The sequence below is a fragment of the Enterococcus montenegrensis genome, assembly GCF_029983095.1.
In the GTDB taxonomy this organism is placed as follows: Bacteria; Bacillota; Bacilli; order Lactobacillales; family Enterococcaceae; genus Enterococcus_C; species Enterococcus_C montenegrensis.
Window position 1 is genome coordinate 1,970,989 of sequence record NZ_CP120467.1, and the last position, 24,359, is coordinate 1,995,347.

Below are 24,359 nucleotides of genomic sequence, written 5' to 3' on the forward strand. Positions count from 1 at the left end.
AAAAGAAAAAGAGGTAATCATTATGGTACAAATGGCATTAAATCATGTCTATAAAAAATACGACAATGCGGAAAACTATTCCGTTACAGATTTTAATTTGAATATCGCAGATCGCGAATTTATCGTTTTCGTTGGTCCTTCAGGTTGTGGTAAATCAACAACTTTACGAATGATTGCTGGCCTTGAAGATATTACAGAAGGCGAACTTTCAATTGGCGAAAAAGTCATGAATGACGTTGCACCAAAAGATCGCGACATCGCCATGGTATTCCAAAACTACGCATTATACCCACATATGACAGTATTTGATAACATGGCTTTTGGTTTGAAATTACGTAAATATGACAAAGCAGATATTAAAACACGGGTTGAAAATGCGGCTGAAATTTTAGGCTTAACAGAATATTTAGACCGTAAACCTGCCGCTTTATCTGGTGGACAACGTCAACGGGTTGCGTTAGGTCGTGCAATCGTTCGTGATGCAAAAGTCTTCTTAATGGATGAACCTTTGTCAAACTTAGATGCAAAATTACGTGTTGCCATGCGTGCTGAAATTGCGAAATTACACCAACGCTTAAACACAACTACAATTTACGTAACCCATGACCAAACTGAAGCTATGACAATGGCTGACCGAATTGTTATCATGAAAGATGGTTTTATCCAACAAATCGGCACACCGCAACAAGTATACGATACACCGGTAAATGTCTTTGTTGCAGGCTTCATTGGCTCTCCTGCTATGAACTTCTTCAACGTTACATTAAATAACGGAGTAATCACAGATGGCTATGGCTTAAAATTACGTATTCCAGAAGGAAAAAATAAAATTTTAGTTGAAAAAGGTTACGAAGGAAAAGAAGTTATCTTTGGTATTCGTCCTGAAGATATTCACTCTGAACAAGTCGCAATTGACGCTTCACCAGAAGCAACAGTTAACGCTGAAGTCGTTGTTTCAGAATTACTTGGAGCAGAATCCATGTTGTATACAAAAACTGGCGAAACTGAATTTGTATCAAAAGTTGATGCCCGTGACTTCCATAAACCAGGTGAATTCATTGACCTTGCTTTCAATATCAATAAAGCTCATTTCTTTGATAAAGATAGCGAAAATGTTATTAAATTACCTTAATCTTGTTCATTTCTTATTTTCCCATAAAGGCAAAAAACGTTCGCAAATGCGAGCGTTTTTTGTTTTGTCGTTTACATAAATAGCCAATTATTCACAATTATGTTTTTATAAATAATTGGCTTAAAAAAACCGTCTCTCAAAAAGAGACGGTTCACTTATTTAATTAAGCTGCTAATTCTTTGGCTTTTTCTTGTTCTTCTTTCAACAATTTATTGTCATAGAATTTGATGAATGGAAACCAGATTGCAAAAGCTAGTATTGCACACAATACAGCTAAAACAGCTGCTTTCCAGTCACCACCGGAACCAATGAATGCACCAATTCCTACTGGAGATGGCCAAGGCATTTGCGCTAGCATTGGTTTAACAATTTCAAATTTAATAGCAAAATAGGCTAAAGATGCTGAAGCCATTGGTGCTAAGAAAAATGGTAAAGCCAAAAATGGATTGTAAACAATTGGCATACCAAAAATAATTGGTTCATTGATGTTAAAAATGCCCGGCACAAGCGAAGCTTTTCCTAAAACCTTTAATTGATCTGATTTTGCCATGAAAGCAATAAAAATAATCAATCCTAACGTTGCACCGGAACCACCAACAGTTACATAAGAATTATTAAATTCACCAGCTAGTGGATAATTTGCTCCCGCCGCATTGGCAGCCATATTGGCTAGTACAATTGGAGTTAGAAAAGAAGTAATAATATTTGCTCCATGAATTCCGACAATCCATAGTGCATGGATTAAGAAGTAAATCACCATGATTCCTAGCCATGTATTGGTTAAATTCGTCACAAAACTAAATGGAATGTAGATGACTTTAAAAATATCTGTACCAAGAGCAATCAAAACGCCGTTAATAATCATTACAACAAAAGCGATTACAAAAGTTGGGATTAAAGCGGTAAAAGAACGTGAAACACCTGGTGGCACAACATCTGGCATTTTAATTACTAAATTACGTTTTACACACAAGCAATATAATTCAACTGCAATAACGGACATGATAATACCAGTAAAAATACCAGACGTCCCTAGACGATCAGCAAAAGACCCCATACGAATCCCATTTACTACTTTTTCAGTATCGGTAATTGAGTTAACTAACGTCATTTTACCTCCTTCCCAGACAATTTCAGGGATACATATAAAGAATGCAAAAACTGCCAAAAGTGCACCCGTTAATGGGTTAACATTTAAGCCTTGTTCATCTCGTTCAATGGATGTCAATTCATAAGCGAAAACGATTGCAAAATAAATAGCTAAAATACCCATTGTCATAGTATTTGCTACCATATATAAATCACTGATCTTGAAAAAACTAGCTTCAAATATTCCCTCTAATCCAGAAAATGCTACTGGTAACACATTTAAAACCAAAAACATTGAACCGACAATAGTAAATGGAATGGAAGCCATCCCGGCTGCCATAACCGCACGAACAATTTTCATTTGGGCGACTTTCCCCATCGGTCCCATTAAATATTTTTGTAAAAAATTAAACATATCTTACTCCCCTTTCATAGGTATAACGATTTTTCATATTGTTTAATCCGTTGATAGTGCTTGTCATGATTACTACTGATATCACGTAAACGATGTTGAATCCATAAACATAAGAAACAACCAATTAAAAGAGCTGCCACGATAAAAGCACGGCCATTTATTCCTTGCTTCATAAAAGGAAATAATCTATGAAATAATGGCGTAAAAGTGGCGAGTAACAATCCAACATTGACGATTAACTGCAACCAGTAATAACCTGTTGTGCGCGGTGTTACATTTTTTGGGGTACTGTACAACTTTGCTTGTTCAAAGACAGCTGGTAAAATACCAAGAATTAAAAGAGCTGGAATAAAGATCGTTTTTCCCTGAACTAAAAACAGTGCAATCAACCAGTATAAATTAATAAAGAAAAAGCCCGCGCTCAGATACCGAACGAAAAGATAACGATTAAAATACATTGTTTTAAGACTTAGCTTTTTACGATCTAAATCGAGGGCTTTTTTATCGGCATCTTTCATGATTTTACCTCCTTTTAATTTTTTTGATTTTGTGCATTTTGCTCATAAAGATATTTCATTTCTTGGGCAACTTCTAGTAGCGTCATCGTAGTCATCAAGTGATCTTGTGCATGAACCATAATGATCTCCATTTCAATTTTTTTGCCACCTGCATAATCTTTTAATAACGCGGTTTGTGATTTATGTGCTTGTAAAATTTCTTCATTAGCCTCATTTAAAAGCTGTTCTGCATTACTAAAATCATTTTTCCTCATGGCAGCAAAGGCTTTATGAATAGTAGTACGAGCATTTCCACTATTTAAAATAATTTCAAAAGCTGCTACTTGAATTTCTTCACTACTCATCACATTTTCATTGGCTGGTGTCATAATTTTCCTCCTCCCTTTCTTACATTAATTGTAAAAATAGTTGACTAAAATTGGTAAAAGTTGGTTCTGCTAACATTTTTTCTTGAAACGGTAAGCAATCTACTAATTTGACAATCGCTTTAGTCATAACGGTGATTCCTTTATTTTCAATATAAGAAGGCGAAATCAAAAAGACAAAGTGAATTTTCTTTTCTTCATCCCAGCTCATTCCCCTTGGAATCAGCGCCACAGCAATTTTGGTAGAAATTCCCACCGGTAGTGCTGGATGTGGGACAACAATGCTTTCACTAAAAATAATCTGTCCCATTTGTTCACGATGATTAATCTGTTCTAACAATTCTTTAGGATAATTTTCAGCTTCATTAACACGCAATAATTCTGCCAATTCTTGTAAGACCTGCTCCTTGGTTGGCACAATGTCGTAAAGTTTAAAATACTTTTCCCCCATCTGTTCTGTGAGCATATTTTGTTTACGCTGATCTTTTCCGTCATTTAATTTAAGATTTATCATTTGTCGATTTTTGGTACTAATTTTATGAATCGTTTTCCGAATTCTTGCAACATCCTCATCATTTAGAAAAACACTAACATGAATAATTGGAATGGGAAAAACCATAGCCGAAAGATCAATCGAAGAAATGATTAAATCTGCATCATTTAAACTAGTCTCATTAATTTCGTAATACCCCTGAACATTGGTAATTGTAATATGGTTATCAAATTCGTTAACAACACGATTTTTTAACAATTGTGCGCTGCCATAACCCGTAGCACAAATAATCAAAGCATGGACTTTTTGCATGTCTTTAGCTTTTTCCATTGCTGCCATTACATGTAAAGTTAAATACGCCCATTCATCATCGGTAATTTGATAATCTTTTAAAACTGGCATCTGACCTAAATAGTTTTTAGTTAGCTCAAAGGCCTGGGGATAATTACTTTTTATTTCACTTGTCAATGGATTATCTAAAGAAATTTTTCTTTCGAGCCGAACTAGCATTGGCTTTAAATGATCCAATAGACCACTTTTCAACTGATAATCTTCGTTTAGAGAATAACCTAGGCTGTTACTTAATAGTGCTATAGCCTGAGTTAGCGCTCCCGTTAGTTCTTGATTTTCTTCTACAACCGGATGATTTGATTTTGCCATTAAGTGTAAGGCAAGATAAGATATCTCTTCTGAGGGAAAAGCGATTTTAGAAAACACCTCGATCCGACTGACTATTTTTCTAGCAACTTCATACTCTATCTTTTCAGAAATGTCAGCTGCTATTCCAAGTTCCTTGATTTCAAAACCTTCTTTTAAACGCTTAATACTTAAGGCAAGATGCAGAACTAAATTTTGAATAATAATGTCAGATATTTTTAACTTTGCCTCTCTAATTTCATCCAAAATAATAATCGTCAATTCTTCAAAACTAATATCTTGAAAAAGCGGGCTATTACCTAGATACTTTTTAAGCGAATTGGTATAATTTTTCCCAAAAAAAGTATCTAAAATGAAATGGCGTTTACTCCGTTCATCCCCTTTAACAAAAAGACCCACGCCATGCTTTGAAGCAAGTGTTAACGTATACGGTTTTAGTTTCTCTTTGATTTCTTGCATATCTTTGCTCAAAGAAGAACGACTAATAAATAATTCTTCAGTCAAGTCATCTAAATTTATAGTTGCCTCTTCTAGTAGCAACTTATTTAGAATATAATTTTCCCGATCTGTAATATCAGAAATCAAGGGTGCTTTTTCTTCACTATTTAAGGTAATGCCTTGTTTTGCCAAAAAAAGATCGAAATTCAATTTATTTACAATAGTCAAACAATAACCATAACCTTGTTTAGCAGTGATCACACCCCCATTTTCTGCAATAAGTTCTTTTAGACGCGTGATATATGTGCGGACAGTACGGTCAGACAATGACAACTCAGAGGCCAAATGTTGGCTAGTGACAAAATCACCTTGATACTGGATTAAGTGCAAGAGCAATTCTCTTTCCTTTGGTCTCATTATCTTCCCTCATTTTCTAAATATTTTCTTCAATAACTTCACTTAGTTTTTGAATACCAGTTGGAATTGGCACGTAAGCTTGAAATGGGATACTAACAACAGGCTTCCCAACTTCTGACCCTAATTTTTTGAATTTATCTAAAAACATAGTTGTTTGTGGCGAAATTAAAAATAAATCAAAATCACTGGTTTTAATCATTTTGTCCCCTTCTGTCGCAGAGACAGCATCGACAACAATTTCTTCTCCTTTGTTTTTAAAATATTCCGTTGTTTTTGCAGCCATCATTGAAGATGACATCCCCGCAGCACAAATTATTAAAGCTTTTTTCATATCCATACACTCCTCAAAATTTTCTAAATTTTTTCACCATTTGTTTGAATTACTTCGTGATACCAATAAAATGAATCTTTTTTACTTCTTGCTAAAGTCCCGTTTCCTTTATTATCTTTATCAACGTAGATAAAACCATAACGTTTTTCCATTTCTCCGGTTCCAGCCGAAACTAAATCAATACAGCCCCAAGGGGTATACCCCATCAAGTGAACCCCATCTTCAATTACGGCTAACTTCATTTGTTCAATATGTGCTTTTAAATAGTCAATGCGATACTCATCATGGACACTGCCATCTGCTTCTTTTTTGTCGTAAGCACCAAACCCATTTTCGACAATGAATAATGGCACGTGATACATGTCTGTGAACCAGTTTAACGAATAACGTAACCCAACCGGATCGATTTGCCAGCCCCAATCAGAGGCTTTAACAAATTCATTACGTACTAAATCTTTTGTCTCGTCATAATCGTAGTGAACATTTTCTTCATGATGAACAACTGCATGCGACATATAATAACTAAAACCAATATAATCAACCGTGCCTTCTTTCAATGCTTTTTCATCTTCACGTGTAAAATCAATTTTAATTCCTTTACGTTCCCAATACTTCAAGATGTGATTTGGATAAAAACCGTGAACATGGACATCACAAAAGTAATAACGTTTCTCCATTGATTTTATTGACATCAACGCATTTTCAGGCTTGTCATTTACCGCATATAATGGCGCAAAAGCAATCATACAGCCAATTTGAAAATCTGGATTAATGGCTTTCCCAATTTTTACTGCCTTAGCACTAGCAACAAGCTCATAATGAGCAGCCTGATACATAATGGCTTCTCTATCTTCTCCTTCTTGATAAAAAATACCAGAGTTTGTAAATGGAGCAAAATCTTCATGGAAGTTTGCTTGATTATTGATTTCATTAAAAGTCATCCAATATTTCACTTTGTTTTGGTATCGTTTAAAGCAAACTTCAGCAAAGCGGAGGAAAAAGTCAATTAACTTACGATTACGAAAGCCACCATACTCTGTTACCAAATGATACGGCAGTTCAAAATGAGACAACGTTACAACCGGTTCAATATTATGCTTCAAACATTCATCAAATAAGTCATCATAAAATTTCAAACCCGCTTCGTTAGGCTCCGCTTCGTCTCCGTTAGGAAAAATCCGCGTCCACGCAATTGATGTTCGAAAGCATTTAAAACCCATTTCTGCAAAAAGAGCAATATCTTCTTTATAACGATGATAAAAATCTATTCCCTCATGATTTGGATAATACTCATTGGGTAAGACACCATCTGTAATGGCGCGATAATGGGTTGGTGAACCGACAGTCATAACGTCAGCAACACTGACACCTTTACCACCAGCTTGCCACGCACCTTCTAATTGGTGAGCTGCAACTGCCCCACCCCAGAGAAAATCTTTTGGAAAACTAGTTGTCATTTATTCTCCTCCTTATTTGTTATTTACATACATAGTATATTTTGGAAACGCTTTCCAAACAAACGGAATATTTCCTTAGTACTCCGGAAAAAAATTCCATTATCCTTTTTAAAACGGCATTTTGTAAAAATATCAAATTAGTCTATTTTCGTATGATTTCATAAAAAACAACGAATAATAAGTTTGACGTTATCTAATCATAATATCAAATTATTAGGTAATAAATTTATTTATTTACCCATTTGTACATTACAAAACTTTTGACAAACCAAAAGACCATCGTGGTTAAAGATGAACTTTAACTACGATGGTCTTTTCACTAGCGAAAATAATCTTTCGCAAGTTTTTCATAAATCACTTGTTCTTTTGGATTTGGTACAAACTGGTATTCTGTTCTTTGTGCGGGTATTTCTGGCTCGAAATACAAATAGTACAAGCCAAAAATGGGCTCGTTTTCTGGCGCATAAATACACTTGGCACCCAAAATTGTACTAGCCAACTGCGCAAGTTCCGTCGTTTTAAAAAAGCCACCGCTTACTGATAACACTTGCTTTGGTGCTACCAATTTTACTAAACGCCTAATATTTAATAGCATCCCTTCAATGACACTGCGTAATAAATCTTCACGTGTATGTTGTAGAGTTAAGTTATAAAACCCGCCCCTTACTGTTTCATCCCAAAGTGGTGCTCTTTCACCATTTAGATAAGGCAAAAAGCGTAATCCCTTCGCACCGATCGTCGTTTTTTCTAGTAGCTCTGGTAATTGGGTAAAAAATGAAGAGGAATCTTTTGCTAATTGCGCAGCTGACCACTCCAATAATGACGCACCATTATTAGAAGGTGCACCAATTACAAAGTATTTTTCATTCAAATAGTAACAAAAATTTTGTTTATTTGGTTCTAATTGCGCAGTGGTAACAATTTGTCGGACTGCTGCACTCGTTCCAATTGTTAAACTGGCTGTTCTTTTCGTGCGATAAAAACTGGCATAAGCTGCCAGCGTGCCATCGCTAGCACCAACTGCAACTTTTATCCTTGGTGCAAAACCAAAGTGTTTAATTTTATCTATCTTCATAGCCAGTGTTTTCGTCGTGTCGACAATTTCAGCTAATTGATTTGGCTTAATTGACAGATAAGATAGAATTTCTGTACTCCAGGTTTTCTTTTCCAAATCATAATATCCTGTAGCTGAAGCACAAGCACGATCAATGATAAATTCCCCAGTAAAGTATTCCAAGACCAGTTCTTTTAACCCCGACCATTGTGTCACTTCTTGATATTTATTAGTTTCTTTAAAATAAAGCAGTTTTGCAAAGGGCGACATTGCATGAATCGGTGTGCCTGTTAGTTGATAAAAATCTTTCGCTAATTTTGTTTTAGAAAATTCCGCAATCGTTTCTCCTGCCTGTAAGTCTGACCACAAAAAGACCCTTTGACTATTAGCCGGCCGCAAACTGTGCATTGCCGTACTAAAACTCATTATTGAAATTTTTTTTCGTAGATCTTTCGGAATTAGAAAAATCCCTTTTTCTAACAAAGCGATAATTTCTGAGGCACGTTGGTATCTTGCTGCTTTATCTTCATAAGTCGTTAATTTCACACTCGTTTCAAACAATAGTTGTTGCTCATAAATTACCCCTAGCTTAATTGCTGTGGTTCCAATATCGATTCCTAAAAATACAGCCAAATTTATCCACCTCTATTTTAGCTCACTTCATGTTATTCTTCTTATTCTAGCATAAGAGTGTTTCTCTCTAAAATAAAGTGACGTTAAAAATGCGAACTATACCTCCTAACTTTTAGTCATAACGATTTTATTGCAGTCAAATCAATTTTTTTCGTGTGGAAAGTTTATACTTCCTTTACAGAACAAAAAAAGACGTCGAAATATTATCGACGTCTTGAAGATTCATTACATTAACGGTGAATATAAGTTAAGCCAGATGCGCTTAATGTTTCGATGTTTGGACCAGTTGGTGATGAGAAGCCCATACCACCTTGTGAAATTGTAATTGTGTTGTTAGCTGCATTGTATGATTCAACGTAAGCTACGTGACCATATACTGGATCAGCATTCCAACTACCAACACTTTGGCCACCAGCAAATACTACAACTGCTCCAGCAGCTGGTGTTCCATCAACGCGGTAACCATCAGCAGCAGCTGAACCACCCCATTGTGCTCCATTACCCCAGTAAGTGCCTACCCAAGGCGCAACTTGTTTTACATACCAAGTACATTGTCCTTGTGCATACATATTACCTGAGCCAGAATGATCGATTCCATTACCTGAACCACCCCAGTTATTATTACCAGAGTCGTTATTATCATTGTTTGTATCGTTATCATTTGAATTATTATTATTGTTATTACCAGTATTACCAGTTTGGTTATCTTGCGCAGGTTTATTTGTTTCAGTTGATCCTGCAGTTGAACCAGATTCATTATTAGCAGGAGTAGTAGTTTCTTGTTGTGCTTGTGCTGCTAATTTTTCTTGACGAGCTGCTTCTTTTGCAGCAGCTGCAGCTTTTGCTTCTTGTTCTTTGCGGATACGAGCTGCTTCTGCTTCTGCTTGAGCTTTTTGTTTATTTAATTTATCTTTGTCGCTTTTAGCAGTTGCTTCTTCAGCAGCTAAGTTAGCTTTTAAGACATTTAATTCGGCTTGCTTATTGGCAATCGCATTTTTTTGTGTTTCTAACTCTTTTTGGTTAGCAGCTAGTGCGTTAACTTTTTCTTCATTTTCTTTAACTTTTGTTTCAACTGCTTGTTTGTCACGTTTTTGTTGGGCAACCAAGTCGTTGTTGGCCTTAACAATTGTTGTCATCGCTTGAACGCGACCAATAGCATCTGATAGAGAGTCAGACTCAACAACTGCATCGATAAAGTTTGTGCTTTGACCGTTCACTTGAACATCGCGAGCTTGTTTTTTGATTGCTTCTTCGCGTTTAGCAATTCGCACTTTTAATGTAGCGATTTTATCTTGCAATTTCATTGTGTCTTCATTTAATTTAGCTTGTTTATTTTCTAAGTCGCTGACTTTTTCAGCAACTGCGGCAATTTCAGCTTCTAATGAACTAATTTGATTGGAAACATCAGCCTGTTGACCTTGTAAGCTGTTAATTTTTTGATCCTGTGCTTCAATTTTCTCATCAATAGTATCTGCAAAGGCTACATTACTTGGTACGGCTGCAAGTGTTAATGAGCAAACTAATAATGCTGATAACAAACTCTTCTTCACGTAAAATTCCTCCGAATGGCGTCTTATTTTCTTATTTAATAAATAATAATTACAGGTTAAAAATTTCTCTTCTCTTTTAACGCTAAGAGCAGTTTAACACAGTGATATGTCAAACAAATAATAGCTATGTTACAAAAACATTTCAAAACACAATGTTTTTTTTACAATTGTCAAAAAAGCACTATTCCATTATTTATAGTGATTAATAACTATACTTTCTATTATTTCTTGTTCTTTTTAATCAAGAAAAGATGAAAACCATTCAATTATCCAACCTTTTTTCAATTGAAAGTCAAAAAATTTTTTTCTTTGTAAAATAATTTTTAATCTGAAATGAACACTATAAAGACGCTAGGAGAAAAGTTGAGTGGACTTTTTTCCTAGCGTCTTTTTTATCACAAAATAAGGGGAAGATTACGATTTGCATGACCTAAAAATACTTCATAATATTAACTTTAACAGCTTTCATCCTAACGGCTAGCACTTAAATCATTCTATTTATTTACGAAATTTCCAAAAGATTGGCACAGATAATGACAAAATTCCACCCAAAATAACTAGCCAAACATTTTCTTTTTCACCCATCTTAGGTAATAGTTTTTGCTTTTTCGTTTCTAAAATCGAACTTTCATCTTTCTCAACGTTACCTTGCTGCTTTGGTTTACTTGGTTCACTTGGTTCACTTGGTTCACTTGGCTCACTTGGCTCACTTGGTTCACTTGGTTCACTTGGTTCACTTGGTTCACTTGGCCCACTTGGCTCACTTGGCTCACTTGGCTCACTTGGCTCACTTGGCTCACTTGGCTCACTTGGCTCACTTGGCTCACTTGGCTCACTTGGCTCACTTGGCTCACTTGGCTCACTTGGCTCACTTGGCTCACTTGGCTCACTTGGGTCGTCATTCTTCGTATCTAAGTATGGATCGTTTGGATCTTGGATAATCGTTTGTGTTTGGCTATAAGGAGTCAAATGCTGTTTATCTTCTGGATTACTATCCAAAACTTTCACCGTGAATAATTTAGGACCAACAATTGAATCCAGTAAAACAATCGAAAAGGAGAAGTATCCTTTTTTATTCGTAAAGTCAAAAGTCAAATTATTATCATAAGATGCAGCTAACGCAGGGTCTACATTGGAAAAAATAATTTGAGCTTGACCAATTGGAAGCGTATCTCCCGAGAAATCTATTTCACCATAAACGGTAATTTTTTGACCTACTTGCATCTTAGTTACTCCAGAATTAAATAAGTAAAAATCATCAGAAAAGGTAATGCAATTGGCGTTTGCCCAGCCACTAGATGCAACAGTTGCTTGATTTTGTTCGTCTAAAGAGCTTCCATGAGCAATACTACCAGTTGTTGTCATAAAAAATGTCATAAAAATACTAACAATAAAGATTTTCTTCGTTTTTTTCAAATTATATACCCCGTTTCATTAAATGTTGCACTGAGTATACGTTTGAAAACAGTCGTTTTATTATATATTTTTTTGAAAAGTGATATTTTTTCATAAAATTGCATTGCGTGCTACTATCTAGGTGAGGTGAAACTATGGAAACGCAAGCCGCAATTCAAAATCATTTATTAAAGAAAAAAACAGAATCAAATTAAATATTTTCAAGTTTTTGGCAGACCTCGATTTTCCAATTACAACGCATTTCATTGCGAATCGTTTTAAAATTTCTGAGGCGAATTTAACAGTCTATTTACAAGAACTAAAAAAAGATTTATTTCAGATTGACTATCCAGTTAAAGCCATCAAAAAAGAAAATAAATTCATTTTTTTAGATATTGCTTCCCAAGATTGCGCACGTCTGTACTATCAACTTTTTACAAATTACTGCGAAGCTGCGACAAATTATATTATCTTAACTTCGTTATTGGATAAGTCGAATACTTCAATTACTAAAATTAGTCAAGCAACCCATTTTAGTGCACCACATGTTTATTCTAAGATGAAAGAAATCAATAATTTTTTAGCACTGTATGGGATTACAATAAACTTTGCAGCCAATGGAACCAAAAAAATTAGTGGCAGTGAAATTCAAATTCAATACTGTATGTTAGACATCTATTGGAATATCCATACCAATACAGGTCCTATCTTTCATGCGCAAAAAAACGCAAATAGAAACCAAGTTTTACGTACTTATTTTACAGACAGAATTATTTTGGAGCTTAATTCTAGTATGCTAGACAAACTTTTTGTCATTTTTCAGTCCGTTCATACTTATTTTCCCGTCACGAGTTTAACTGAATTTCGCGCTAGTCTCAAAAATTTGGAAAATTTTTCTAGTCTATTTATCCAATCTTTTGATATCGTAAAAGAACAGGCGCCTGTGACGCAAGATCAGCGTTATCTCATTAATCTATTAGCGCGACTTTCTCTTGCGAAAATTGACAGTCCTACGTTAAATCACAAACAATATCTTCAACTAAAAAATTTACAGGCACCCATTTTTTTAGCAACAAAAGATTTATTGACTGATTTTATCTCACAATTTAATTTGCTGGTACCTTTAGAAGAACTCGAACTTTATACGTTAAACTTTATCCGGCATCAACTTTACGCCAAGCTCTTTGTGCCTACTCAACCTAACACGACCCTACCCAGCTCTAGCCTACAAAATGAACTGAATCATGGTATTATCCAAAAAAAAATTTCCGCCTTTTACCAGGACTTTGCAAATACTCAAAATCACGTTATAAAAAAATACGATTCAGATTGGATGATTGAAGATTTGCTGCATTTTTATGATCGCTTCAAACCAACTTCAAAAATACAAATTGGAGTCAATTACACCCGAGACTATTACGTAGCCGATGATTTGTGTGCACAATTAGAACATATCTTTGGCACAGACCAGCTTCTATTTAAAAGACGTGTTTTTAGCCAATGCGATATCATTATTACAGATTGCCCTCTAACAGATGTCCGTTACGAAGCTAAAATTATTTATCTACTTGAAAGCCAATTGGATCAAGCGGCATTGCAGTCTTTAATCAAAAAAGTAGCAAACCAAATTTTTATTTTAAGAACGAAAAATAGCTTTTAAATAAAAAAGCTTCGCAAATCCTCGCAACATGTGAAGTCAGATCTTGTTAAAACTGTTGCTCTAATCTTTTTACTTGTCAAAAACTTATACTTTCTTAAAGATAAAAAAACTTTTAGCCCTTTACTTAGAAATAAGCAATAAAGACCTTTACTTTATTGACTGAATTTCTAGTGATAAAAGGCTAAAAGTTTTTTTGCAGCTCTTTAAAGTAATTGTTCAATGGTTGGGATAATTTTTTCAGGTGGAGTAGCAGATGCAAAGCGCTTTACGACTTTGCCGTTACGGTCAACAATAAATTTTGTAAAGTTCCATTTAATCGCCGCGCCTAATCCTTTTTGTTCTTTTTTTAAGAATTGATATAAAGGTGCCTCATTTTCACCATTTACTTCAATTTTTCCAAATGTCTTAAACGTCGTGTGATAACGTAATTGGCAAAATTCCTGAATTTCTTCATTACTACCAGGAGCTTGATTACCAAACTGATTACAAGGAAAATCCAATATTTCAAATCCTTCTGCCTGAAAGCGTTGATATAAATTTTCCAGTCCTTCATATTGTGGTGTAAAACCACATCCTGTAGCAGTATTTACAATGAGCAAAACTTTCCCTGCATAATCTTTCATCGACACAGATTTTCCGGTGACATCTTTTACTGTATAATCATAAATTGACATTTTATCCCTCCTAATTACTTATCAATGCACTCATTATACGTTAATTTTCTATTCTTGCGTATTTTGTTGATTTGCTTCATGACGGCAAAAAAAGACTTGGTCCATAAGTGTTGCTTTTATACGTCAGAAAAAATCCAACTAAAAAGCACCTCAAGACCCAAGTCTTCATTTCGTTAAAAAAATTCATGTTTCCAAAATCAGATTTGCTGCCATTTTTTGCTATAGAGCGCGGCCGTTTTGGTTACTTGTGCGTAGTCATTTTCGGCAACGCCTTGAAAAAGATTACCACCAACCCCAACCAAGAGAGCCCCAGCATTTTTCCAAGCTGCCAGGTTATCTAGATTAATGCCACCTGTTGGCATAATGCTAATTTGTGGCAACGGAGCTTTAATACTCTTAATTAATGTTGGTTCAAAATTGTTAGCAGGAAACAACTTTACAATTTCTGCTCCACTCATCAACGCCTGCTGCATTTCTGTTATTGTCATACATCCAGGCAAATAAGGAATCTGATACAAGTTACAGATTTGAGCCGTTTCTTTGTTAAAAGTAGGACTCACAATAAATTCAGCCCCTGCCATAATTGCCAACCGCGCCGTCGTTGCATCAAGTACCGTACCTGCACCAATGACTACACCACTTTTTACAGGATAGATTTCATTAAGCTGCGTAATCACAGCAGCAGCATTAGGTACAGAAAACGTCACTTCTAATCCCAAAATTCCACCTGCAACAACTGCTTTTGCCGCATTTAGCGCCTGTTGCGCCGTTTCTTCTCTGATGACTGCAACAATTCCTGTTTTTTCAAGGCGAGCTAAAACTTCTCCTTTTTTCATCGCGAACCTCTACTCTACATTGACGTGTTCATGTAGCGCATCTTCATTCGAAGTTTCGTCTCGTGCGGCTAATTTCAACGTCAATGCATCTAATGTAATATGCACAGTTTGATCAAAAAGACTTGATAATAATTGAACAGATTTAATCCCTGCACCTGTTTTAGTTGCACCAGGCACAACAATAACTTTATCGGCTAATTCGGCCAGCGGCGATGTCAAATCACTAGTCAAAACAACGATGTCTAAACCTAACTTTTTAGCTGCTTGTGTATCTGCTACAATTCCTTTGGTGGTCCCCGAACCTGAAATAGCTACCCAGGTATCTCCTTTTTGAATTGAAGGTGTAATGGTTTCTCCCATCACAAAATCAGTATAGCCAATATGCATTAGACGCATAGCAAATCCTTTTGCTTGAAAGCCACTTCGACCTGCGCCAATAACAAAGATACGTTTGTTTTTTTGAAACAAAGGTAATGCATCTTCCAGTTGTTTTTCATCCACTAATGCCATGACGTGATTAATTTCTGCCATAATTGTTTCAATTGTTTTCATAATGAATTGCCTCCATAAATTCATTTACTGCCTTAATTGGATCTTGTGCTTTGGCAATTTTTGAACCTACAATTACCACTTCCAATAATCCTTGTTGTGCTAATTTTTTTGTTTGTTCGAAATCAATACCTCCGGCAATAGCCAAGCGTTTAATTGTAGGAAATTTTTCGTGGAATGCTGCTACAGTTACCACAGCATCCAATTTATCCTTGCGATCAATCGAATGATGCAAGGCATAAATTGCCTCGGGAAAATCTTTTATTGCTGCAATTTTTTCATCACTTACTTCTAATAAATCAATCATCATTGTTTTGTTTTCTTTTTGTGCAACCTTATAACAAGCAACAAGGGTGTCATAAGACGCAGCCCCCATCACCGTGACAATATCTCCACCATAATGAAAAGCCTGATTAAACTCATAGGCTCCTTCATCAATTGTTTTACTATCTACTAATAACGTTGTCTGAGTCAGTTTTTGGCGCATGCGCTCAATTGCAACATTCCCATAATCTTTAACTAAAGAAGTGCCCATCTCTAAAATATCAGTTTTCCCATTAAGCTGTTGCGCTAATTCTTCTGCTTCTTCTATCGAAATACGATCAATTGCGGTTTGTAACTTCATTTATTTCACCTTCTGATTTTGTAAAAATTCCTGCAATTGTTCTGGCGTTGGATAGCCGTCGTTATCCCCAGGAGATTGAACAGCCATCGCACCAATGGCATTGGCACGGACTACTGCATCTTTTAGATCTTCGCCTTCAATTAAAGCAGTGATTAATCCGACGGCAAAGCCATCCCCTGCACCAACTGTATCGACTACTTTTTCAACCTTAAAGCCTGCAACCGTGTAACTTGTACCATTCTTTTCTTTGACATACGCACCTTCTGTTCCCAATTTCACGATGACTGTTTTCGTTGCGTTGCCGTTGTTTAAGTAAAAGTCAGCAATTTTTTCGGGATTGCGACTGCCCATTAAAATTTCACCTTCATTAATACCAGGTAAAACAATTTCCGCATGAGAAGCTAAGTCATTGATTGTACTTACCATTTCTTCAGTGCTAGCCCATAATTGTGGGCGTAAATTTGGATCAAAAGTTGTCCGAATTTGATGTTTTTCCAAAAGCTTAATTAAATACCGAAATGCTTCTTGTGCTTCTGGTGAAATAGCTGGAAAAATACCTGATAAGTGTGCCATTTTGACTTCAGAAAAATCAATTTTATCTAGGACCTCTTTTTCAAAATGGGCCGCTGCTGAACCTTTACGGAAATAGAAAATACTTGGATCGCCATCACTTACTCTATCTTTTAATTGGAATGCTGTCCAAAAATCTGCAGACTCTGAAATATAATCAGTCCCAATTTTATTTTCATGTAGTCGATCAATGATAAATTCGCCAAACGGATCTTTTCCTACTTGTGTAATATATTCACTACTATGACCTAAACGAGCCACCCCAACAGCTACATTAACTTCTGCTCCGGCTAAAAATTTTTGAAAATGCAAAGCATCTTTTAAAGACTTATCTACTTCTTCTGATCCAAATAATGCAATAGGTTCACCAATTGTTAAAAATTCACTCATGTTAAATTCCTCTTTTCTTTTATTTTAAAGTAAGATATAAGCTGCGATTAAATTCAAAACTGTTGCGGCCCACGCCCAAGGCAGACCCGTTAATAAGAATGTTTTTGTATCCAAACCTGCATATTGAACTGACCATAAGTTCCAAGATTGTGTAATACAGGCAGAAACGCCCATCATAGAAGGAACTACCAGTAAACCGTATAAGAAATATTGATCAAACATTCCCGTTCCCACTAAAATTGCCGCCGTAGCAGCACCTGCACCATACAACATCAAAGGACCGCGGAAATAAGAAAGCGGTGCAATAATCGCTACAATGATGATTAAGGCTAGTTTGCTATCTGGAATAACTTGTTGGAACACACTCGTAAAACCAGACATTGCATGAACTGCTGCAGATTGGAACATCGTTAAGACAAACAACATAATTAACAATCCCGCAATATCACTAATTGCATGTTTTGCAGTTTCATTCATCATCATGACAAACTTTGTATACTTCTTCATATTCCCAGTTGCTGCAAAAGCAATAATCGTTGAAAGCAGCAAAGCTGGTACGGCATCCCATTTAGCAAAAATGCTTAAAGCAACTGGTAATACTGGTAAAACATACGTCCAAATTGGTACTTCCACGATCTCTTCTTCACTGTCACTTTCAATAATTTCAGGTTTGCCATTGCGAATTTTTTTTGCATTAAATAAAATGAATAGCACTAAAATAACCATCTGAATGCCCATTGCAACAAAACCAAAACGTTGATAATGTGGGCCCCAGGCAACTTTAGGGAAGAACACTTGAAATTGAACGAACAAAACATTGTTCACATACATCGCGGCACCAATTGCAATCGTAAAAACCGAAACGGCAATATTTCGTGGTACACCAATGGAGAACATAATTGGAAACAAGATCACGCCGACAGCAATCGCAGACCCTACACCGTAAGAGCTGGTAAATATTAAAGCGATTACAAAAGCGATTAAAATTGTTGCTAATACCGGGCTTTTCTTTCCTACTTTTTCTGTCCGACGGCTAATACTTCCTGCAATACCAGTATCTACTAGCACACGTCCAAACCAAGAACCAAAAATAATATATGCTGCTGTTTTCCCATAATTCAAAACAGGTTCAGTAAAAATTTCTTTAATTGCTTGGTTAAAAGGAACCAAGCCAATAATCGTCCATAAAACTGCCATAACGAAGAAGCCGACGGTTAAGTTTCCGCCTTTCATCGCGTAAATGACAAATACGATAAAGGTTAATGCAAGTAAAATTCCAGTTATTGCGCCACCCATGTTCTACGCCTCCTAATATTTGTTTAACTCACTCAAAATACGTTGATAATTGGAAACAGGTTTCTTATGATCTTCTACGAAAAAGTCATTTTCTAAATGATTAAATTTTTGAATTAAATAATAAGCTGTTAAGTAAGCAGCTAATGCTTCCTTTGCTGCATCTTGCATATTTTCTGTATCAATTTCAGGTCGATTAATCGTATCCATGAAATGATAAGCAAATTTTTCGGCATCTATTTTTGTTTGTTGGTCACTCATTTTACTTCCCCCTCTAAAAGTGCTTTTGCTTCCAAAATTTCTTCATCGGTTGTTGTTGGGTATTCAATTGCGATGGGGCAATCATCTGGCAAAATAGATAAAACTTTACGCCAATTGATAACACCATGATCTAAGCCTGTAGCTTGTGGTTTATCCTCTTTGTAAAGGACATCTTTAACATGAATATAATGAACATATTCTGCTAATTCTTTTGCAGCTTCTAGTTCGTCTGCTCCTACAAAACGCCAATTTCCTAAATCATAAACATAGCCAATAGCTAAGTCAGCAGTCTTAACAGCCGTCATATATTTTTTAATTGCTGCAATTGTTCCAGAAGTTTGTGTTTGATCATTTTCGATTGTAATCACTACGCCTTCTTCAATAAGCGCTTTCATTTTTTCTACATGAAGCTCTCCTTTAAAATCTCCAATATTCCATTTAATTTGTTTCACACCCATTTGATTTGCTTCGGAAATATATTCTGTTAATTTAGGATTAACTTCACCGTTAACATAGACTTCATCTGGAACACTGTAAAATAAATCAAGATGCAAACGTTCCGCCTCTTTTTTGATAAGCGGCATTTCTTTTGCTACATCTTTAAAATACTCGCGCCGGATTTCCACAGCTTGAAAACCTAAAGCAGCGATATGGGATAATAATTCATTTTGTTGGATACCTTTTTCAATTTTTTCTGCAAAAACTAAAAAATTAAGTACGATTTGATTGTTCTTCATAAAGCCCATCCTCTCAATTAGTTAACCGGTTTCTATACACGTATAGTAAACCGGTTTCTAAAAAATGTCAACGGTTACATTTTAAAAGAACAGCCCTTTCAATCAAAAAAATGAAAGCAGCCTTTAGAAACCGATTTCCAAAGGCTGCTTTCACGAATATATTTTTTTAAAAAAAAACTTAAACTAGACAGATTTCCGCCAACGAATTGTCGAAGGCACGATAATTTCTGCCACATCGTCACTTTTATTGCGTAATACGTTTAACAATTTTTCTGCTGCAATTGCGCCAATTTTTTGCGAAGGTTGTTCAATGCTTGTAATCCCAGGTCCTACAAGTTCTGTTAAACTCCAATCATCAAAACCTGTAATTCCTATTGTATCAGGCATATTAATTTTTTGATTAATTAAAATAGCCAAACTATCCATTAAGACACGACCATTTGAAGCAAATAGTAATTTTTTTTGTGGTTTCAAAAGAATTGTTGCAATCGCATTTTCCAACTCTTCTTTACTATTTACTTCAATTACTTGCCCTTGTTTACGAGCTTTTAAAACACTTTGAATAACCGTTTGCGAACGCAATTCGCGGGTACTAACATTGGTAATTGGTTCACTTAGGACAAAAAAATCTTCATATCCTTTTTGTAAAGCCTTTTTTACTACTTCTTTTGTGGCGTCAACATTATTGGTTAACACAGAAGACCATTCTTCTGGTTCTGTTTGGCGATCTACTAATAGTAGTGGTATATTTGATTTCTTGATAAATTCATATTGTTTTGACTGCCGTGAAGATGGCTGCAAAATAATGCCTTCAACACTCTGATCAAGTAGCCGTTGTAGCAGCTCTTTTTCTCTGGTAATCGAGTTACCTGCATCCATAATAATCATTTGATAGCTATTTTTTTCAAGTATTTCGCCAATTCCTTTCAGTAATAACGAAGAATACATATTGGAAATATCAGCAACGACGACACCTATCAAATAACTGTGTTTTGATTTTAATGCTTGTGCTTGTTTACTTGGCCTGTAATCTAGGCGCTCAATGACTTCTTTAATCCTGGCTTTTGTTTCTTTGGACATATTGCCATAATTATGATTTAAAAAACGTGAGATGGTTGTCTTTGAGACCCCTGCTTCTTGGGCAACATCATTAATGGTAATTTTTTTCATTTTTCTTTCTCCAACTGTCTTTTTTCTTATTGTAGCGAACTTTTTTTATAAAGAAAAGAAAGACTCATTTAAATTCCACTTGTGCTATGCTTCATTGCATATGAATGTCTAAACAAAAAAGCACTGGTGTAAACCAACGCTTTTGCTCTCTTACTTTGATTACGATATAAATTATTTTTCTGCTTGCTTATTTCCTTTTTTGCGCTTTTTTACTGCTGCTGTTAAAAGATACTCAATTTGCCCATTTACACTTCTAAATTCATCTTCTGCCCAACTCGCTAATTCATCGTACAAATCTGCTGAAAGGCGCAGCGGCACTTGTTTTTTTGCCTTTGTTTTTTTATTATCCACAAGTACCGCTCCTTTTTCATTTTTATTATCCAGTAGTATTATAGCGAACCTTGCTAATATAAGGAACCACTATTTACAATCGGCTGGGCATCACGATTGCCGCAAAGGACCACCATTAAATTACTTACCATTGCTGCTTTTCGCTCTTCATCCAAGTCAACAACGTCTTTTTCATTTAATTTTTCTATTGCCATTTCTACCATACCAACCGCTCCTTCAACAATCAACTGACGCGCATCGACAATCGCTGCTGCTTGTTGACGTTGTAACATTGCGGCTGCAATTTCTGGGGCATAGGCTAAATGCGTAATTTTGGCTTCTAAAATTTCTATTCCCGCAACGTTGACTTTGCTTTGAATTTCTTCAGCCAGACGAGCACTAACTTCTAAGCTTGAACCTCTCAAACTTTTTTCATTCGCATCTTCATCGTCAGTGGCATCATAAGGATATAGGCGCACAATATTTCGTAAAGCAGAATCAGACTGAATAGACAAATAATCAACAAAATTATCCACATCGAACATGGCTTTGGCAGTATCATGCACCCGCCAGATAACGACGATGGAGATGATAATTGGATTTCCTAACTTGTCATTTACTTTTTGTTTATTGTTACTTAAAGCCATTGTCTTTAATGACAAACGTTTTTTTGGTAAATTCCCAGCAGCTTTTTTCGCCCCTGTAACTGGATCAGTTTCAGAATCTGCTGTAGTAAATTCTTGTGAACTACTTTTAGCAACGGGTGCGGCTGTCATAAAAGGATTAACATAATAGAATCCTGCTCCTTTTAATGTTCCCACATATTTACCAAAAAGGGTCATTACTAAAGCTTCATTGGGATGAACAACTTTTAATCCTGCTATAAGTAACCATAAAGGTAATACCCAATAGAAGATACCTAAACCCAGTAAAATTCCACCTAAAACTGGTTGACTACCTTCACTCAAAATAAAAATCCCCCAAATAAAAGCAACAATTGATAAAACAATCCCCAACAACATCATTAAAAATACCGGCATACCCTTATGAGCTTTTAAAATCTTTTCTTCTGTCGGTTGTTTTAACGCTACTTTTTCATTATTCATTTGCTTCCTCCTTTGATATCATTTTGATATCACTTTAATCTTCATGCAAATAATATCATGACAAGATAAAATTAGCAAACTAAAGTAACGTCGCTTACAAAATCAAACAAAAAAGCACCTAAAAAGGCGCTTTTTTTCAAAAATTGTGGTTTAAAAAATTGATCTTTTTGTAAATTCTATTCTTATGGTAAAAAGCTACAAATTCTTATGGTTTTATATAAGCGTAGCCCTGCTCTTGAAGTTCGATTAAATCTAAAACACCAGCAGTAACAACTTCCACTCCCAGTGGCAATTCATCTTGTAGCATATGAAAAGCATTCATAGCATTTTGACAGGCATGAAAAGATACATTAGGATTTTCAGTAATAAAAGTTTGCGCACGTTTTAATTGATAGCTTTGAATGCCACTTCCATTTACGAGCAGGACAATTTTGGCATCACTGCGCAACTTTAGTAAATTGTAAATATTATTTGTTGCCTCTTGCCATTTGTTTATCTCATCAACATGAAATACTACTTTCATTTTTATTCCTCCTTGGCTATTCATGTAATTTGTGAGACTAATTAAATCTTCTTGTCTCATGTAAAAAAGCTTCTAGTCATAAATCTTTTTTGTAAAATATTTTAGTAAAAATGGCGAAGAAAGTGTCGTTAATAAAATTATTAAGACAAAGGCAGAATAATAATTTTCCGCTACCATATTGGCTTGAAATCCTAATTGAAGGATAATCAATGCCATTTCACCTCTTGAGACCATGCCAGAGCCAACCATGAGGCTACTATTGTTATCAAATCCCACAAGTTTGCTTCCAAGAAAGCCCCCAATAAGTTTTGAAAAGATTGCAATCGCGGTCAAAATTATGATCAACGTCAACTGTGATCCAATTCCAACAAAAGATATCTCCAAACCAATACTAACAAAAAAGACTGGAATAAATACGGCATAGCCAATTGCCTCAATATTACGAGAAACTTCTTGCCAAACTTTTGTCTGTCCAATCGCTACTCCCGTAAAAAAAGCCCCAATGACCGAGCTTAATCCAATAAAATCAGCTAAATAAGACATTCCTAGACACAAAACAAGTGAAACGATAATAATGGATGACTCGGCCATTAATTTCTTACTCAGTTCCATTAAGTAAGGTGCACCCCAACGAATTAAAAAGAATACTCCCATAAAAAATAGAAATTGTTCTAATAACATCAGACCTAACGAGGTATTACTGCTAGAACTTGTCCCAACCAATGACATACTAAGGCTAACAATCAGTACAACTAAGATGTCATCAACTACCGAAGCCCCCAAAATTGTTGAACCTTCTTTTGTATTAATCACATTTAATTCCTTTAATACTTCAACAGAGATGCTGACAGAAGTAGCAGCTAGTATTAATCCTAAGAAAAAAGATTGTGATAAGGAAATATGAAAAAGTGTTCCGCCAGCAGTTCCTAAAATAACAGGTAATAAAATTCCTAAAATTGCCACATACATTCCCGGTTTAAAATATTTTTTTAATAAAGATAAGTCACTTTCAATGCCAGCCAAAAACATTAACAATATGACACCAATTTCTGAAAAGTCTTCTACTAAAATATCTGGATGAACCCATTTTAAAGCAGCATTGCCTAATAAAATTCCTACTAGAAGTTGTCCAATTACAGCTGGAATACCTATTCTTCTTGAAAAATGACTTGCAATTGTTGTACTAGCTAAAATTAGACATAAAACCCCAATAAATTCCATCGTTTCCACCCTCTCTTTACCAAATCCAATATGGTTTATTAAATGTCAATTGGATTCACTATCAGTCTAGCGAAAAAGAAGCATTATGAGAAATATTAGTGCTTATTTGCAGCAAATTATTGCGAATTAACTTTTTTGATACTATTAAATTTATGATTAAAAATATCGCAACTAAAAATGGAACCAACACAAAAAAAGAGATGTCCCCCAGAAAGGAATACATCTCTAAATCGTTGGCAAGCCAACGTTCTAACCAAGTTAGAATTATTCCGCAGCGTTGGCGTCTTTGAGACCGTATTGAGAGCTGGATTACTTTCTGGTGGTACCTGACAGGCATAAAACAGCTTGGGTAAGGAATTCTTGAGGAAATTAAAAAGCTAATGTAACTCAGTAAAATTTGATTGAGAAGGTCAAAAGTATGGTCAAAAAATACTCGCCAGTATGTCAGACTATTCAAACTATTAATGGAT

General features: G+C 35.5%; 24 protein-coding genes. 2 read left to right on the forward strand and 22 right to left on the reverse strand.

What is annotated here, in order from left to right:
- Nucleotides 1–22: 22 nt before the first annotated feature.
- Nucleotides 23–1,132 carry an ABC transporter ATP-binding protein gene (locus P3T75_RS09515; RefSeq protein ID WP_206903804.1) on the forward strand — a complete coding sequence of 370 codons (1,110 nt, stop codon included), beginning with the start codon at nt 23–25 and terminating at the stop codon, nt 1,130–1,132.
- A 163-nt stretch (nt 1,133–1,295) separates the two neighbouring features.
- On the opposite strand, the gene celB is transcribed toward P3T75_RS09515, so the two are convergent.
- The 9 genes from celB to P3T75_RS09560 all read right to left on the reverse strand — a co-directional run bounded on the left by celB (nt 1,296) and on the right by P3T75_RS09560 (nt 11,926).
- Nucleotides 1,296–2,636 (reverse strand): PTS cellobiose transporter subunit IIC, encoded by a 1,341-nt coding sequence (celB, locus tag P3T75_RS09520; protein ID WP_282461430.1) that lies wholly within the window; start codon nt 2,634–2,636, stop codon nt 1,296–1,298.
- Nucleotides 2,637–2,650: 14 nt separating this feature from the next.
- On the reverse strand, nt 2,651–3,154 hold the full coding sequence (locus tag P3T75_RS09525) for a hypothetical protein (protein ID WP_282461431.1): 504 nt from the start codon (nt 3,152–3,154) through the stop codon (nt 2,651–2,653).
- A gap of 14 nt (nt 3,155–3,168) precedes the next feature.
- Nucleotides 3,169–3,522, reverse strand: coding sequence for a PTS cellobiose transporter subunit IIA (locus tag P3T75_RS09530; protein ID WP_396139427.1), 354 nt, complete (start codon nt 3,520–3,522; stop codon nt 3,169–3,171).
- Nucleotides 3,523–3,541: 19 nt separating this feature from the next.
- Nucleotides 3,542–5,524, reverse strand: coding sequence for a BglG family transcription antiterminator (locus P3T75_RS09535; protein WP_282461432.1), 1,983 nt, complete (start codon nt 5,522–5,524; stop codon nt 3,542–3,544).
- Nucleotides 5,525–5,540: 16 nt separating this feature from the next.
- Nucleotides 5,541–5,855, reverse strand: coding sequence for a PTS cellobiose transporter subunit IIB (locus tag P3T75_RS09540; RefSeq protein ID WP_230708972.1), 315 nt, complete (start codon nt 5,853–5,855; stop codon nt 5,541–5,543).
- Nucleotides 5,856–5,878: 23 nt separating this feature from the next.
- Complete coding sequence (locus tag P3T75_RS09545; protein WP_282461433.1) at nt 5,879–7,312, reverse strand: 6-phospho-beta-glucosidase; 1,434 nt, start codon at nt 7,310–7,312, stop codon at nt 5,879–5,881.
- 319 nt (nt 7,313–7,631) lie between these two features.
- Nucleotides 7,632–8,999 (reverse strand): gluconokinase, encoded by a 1,368-nt coding sequence (locus P3T75_RS09550; protein ID WP_282461434.1) that lies wholly within the window; start codon nt 8,997–8,999, stop codon nt 7,632–7,634.
- Nucleotides 9,000–9,229: 230 nt separating this feature from the next.
- Nucleotides 9,230–10,549 carry a CHAP domain-containing protein gene (locus P3T75_RS09555; RefSeq protein WP_282461435.1) on the reverse strand — a complete coding sequence of 440 codons (1,320 nt, stop codon included), beginning with the start codon at nt 10,547–10,549 and terminating at the stop codon, nt 9,230–9,232.
- Between the two features lie 498 nt (nt 10,550–11,047).
- Nucleotides 11,048–11,926, reverse strand: coding sequence for an LPXTG cell wall anchor domain-containing protein (locus P3T75_RS09560; RefSeq protein ID WP_282461436.1), 879 nt, complete (start codon nt 11,924–11,926; stop codon nt 11,048–11,050).
- Nucleotides 11,927–12,173: 247 nt separating this feature from the next.
- Between P3T75_RS09560 and P3T75_RS09565 the strand changes: the two genes are divergently transcribed.
- Complete coding sequence (locus P3T75_RS09565; protein ID WP_282461437.1) at nt 12,174–13,604, forward strand: helix-turn-helix domain-containing protein; 1,431 nt, start codon at nt 12,174–12,176, stop codon at nt 13,602–13,604.
- Nucleotides 13,605–13,807: 203 nt separating this feature from the next.
- Here P3T75_RS09565 and P3T75_RS09570 read toward each other — a convergent pair whose 3' ends face one another.
- The 13 genes from P3T75_RS09570 to P3T75_RS09630 form a co-directional block, all read right to left on the reverse strand.
- Entirely contained in the window at nt 13,808–14,278 is a 471-nt protein-coding gene (locus tag P3T75_RS09570; RefSeq protein WP_206903791.1) for a glutathione peroxidase, read from the reverse strand.
- A 197-nt stretch (nt 14,279–14,475) separates the two neighbouring features.
- Entirely contained in the window at nt 14,476–15,114 is a 639-nt protein-coding gene (locus tag P3T75_RS09575) for a bifunctional 2-keto-4-hydroxyglutarate aldolase/2-keto-3-deoxy-6-phosphogluconate aldolase (protein ID WP_282461438.1), read from the reverse strand.
- Between the two features lie 9 nt (nt 15,115–15,123).
- The gene (gene hxlB, locus P3T75_RS09580) at nt 15,124–15,666 is read right to left on the reverse strand and encodes a 6-phospho-3-hexuloisomerase (protein WP_206903789.1); all 543 of its coding nucleotides are present in this window, start codon (nt 15,664–15,666) and stop codon (nt 15,124–15,126) included.
- On the reverse strand, nt 15,653–16,288 hold the full coding sequence (locus tag P3T75_RS09585; protein ID WP_282461439.1) for an orotidine 5'-phosphate decarboxylase / HUMPS family protein: 636 nt from the start codon (nt 16,286–16,288) through the stop codon (nt 15,653–15,655). Before P3T75_RS09585 ends, hxlB begins: the two co-directional genes overlap by 14 nt.
- Complete coding sequence (locus P3T75_RS09590; protein WP_206903787.1) at nt 16,289–17,248, reverse strand: sugar kinase; 960 nt, start codon at nt 17,246–17,248, stop codon at nt 16,289–16,291.
- 24 nt (nt 17,249–17,272) lie between these two features.
- Complete coding sequence (locus tag P3T75_RS09595; protein WP_206903786.1) at nt 17,273–18,544, reverse strand: gluconate:proton symporter; 1,272 nt, start codon at nt 18,542–18,544, stop codon at nt 17,273–17,275.
- A 12-nt stretch (nt 18,545–18,556) separates the two neighbouring features.
- Complete coding sequence (locus P3T75_RS09600) at nt 18,557–18,802, reverse strand: hypothetical protein (RefSeq protein ID WP_206903785.1); 246 nt, start codon at nt 18,800–18,802, stop codon at nt 18,557–18,559.
- Entirely contained in the window at nt 18,799–19,539 is a 741-nt protein-coding gene (locus tag P3T75_RS09605) for a sugar phosphate isomerase/epimerase family protein (RefSeq protein WP_282461440.1), read from the reverse strand. The genes P3T75_RS09600 and P3T75_RS09605 overlap by 4 nt, the downstream gene beginning before the upstream one ends.
- A gap of 183 nt (nt 19,540–19,722) precedes the next feature.
- The gene (locus P3T75_RS09610) at nt 19,723–20,709 is read right to left on the reverse strand and encodes a LacI family DNA-binding transcriptional regulator (protein WP_230711500.1); all 987 of its coding nucleotides are present in this window, start codon (nt 20,707–20,709) and stop codon (nt 19,723–19,725) included.
- Nucleotides 20,710–20,880: 171 nt separating this feature from the next.
- Nucleotides 20,881–21,060 carry a TA system antitoxin ParD family protein gene (locus P3T75_RS09615; protein ID WP_206903782.1) on the reverse strand — a complete coding sequence of 60 codons (180 nt, stop codon included), beginning with the start codon at nt 21,058–21,060 and terminating at the stop codon, nt 20,881–20,883.
- Nucleotides 21,061–21,113: 53 nt separating this feature from the next.
- Nucleotides 21,114–22,145, reverse strand: coding sequence for an SPFH domain-containing protein (locus P3T75_RS09620; RefSeq protein WP_407649799.1), 1,032 nt, complete (start codon nt 22,143–22,145; stop codon nt 21,114–21,116).
- A gap of 205 nt (nt 22,146–22,350) precedes the next feature.
- Nucleotides 22,351–22,668 carry a DsrE family protein gene (locus P3T75_RS09625; RefSeq protein ID WP_230711501.1) on the reverse strand — a complete coding sequence of 106 codons (318 nt, stop codon included), beginning with the start codon at nt 22,666–22,668 and terminating at the stop codon, nt 22,351–22,353.
- 72 nt (nt 22,669–22,740) lie between these two features.
- Nucleotides 22,741–23,889 carry a cation:proton antiporter gene (locus P3T75_RS09630; protein WP_282461441.1) on the reverse strand — a complete coding sequence of 383 codons (1,149 nt, stop codon included), beginning with the start codon at nt 23,887–23,889 and terminating at the stop codon, nt 22,741–22,743.
- Nucleotides 23,890–24,359: the final 470 nt, after the last annotated feature.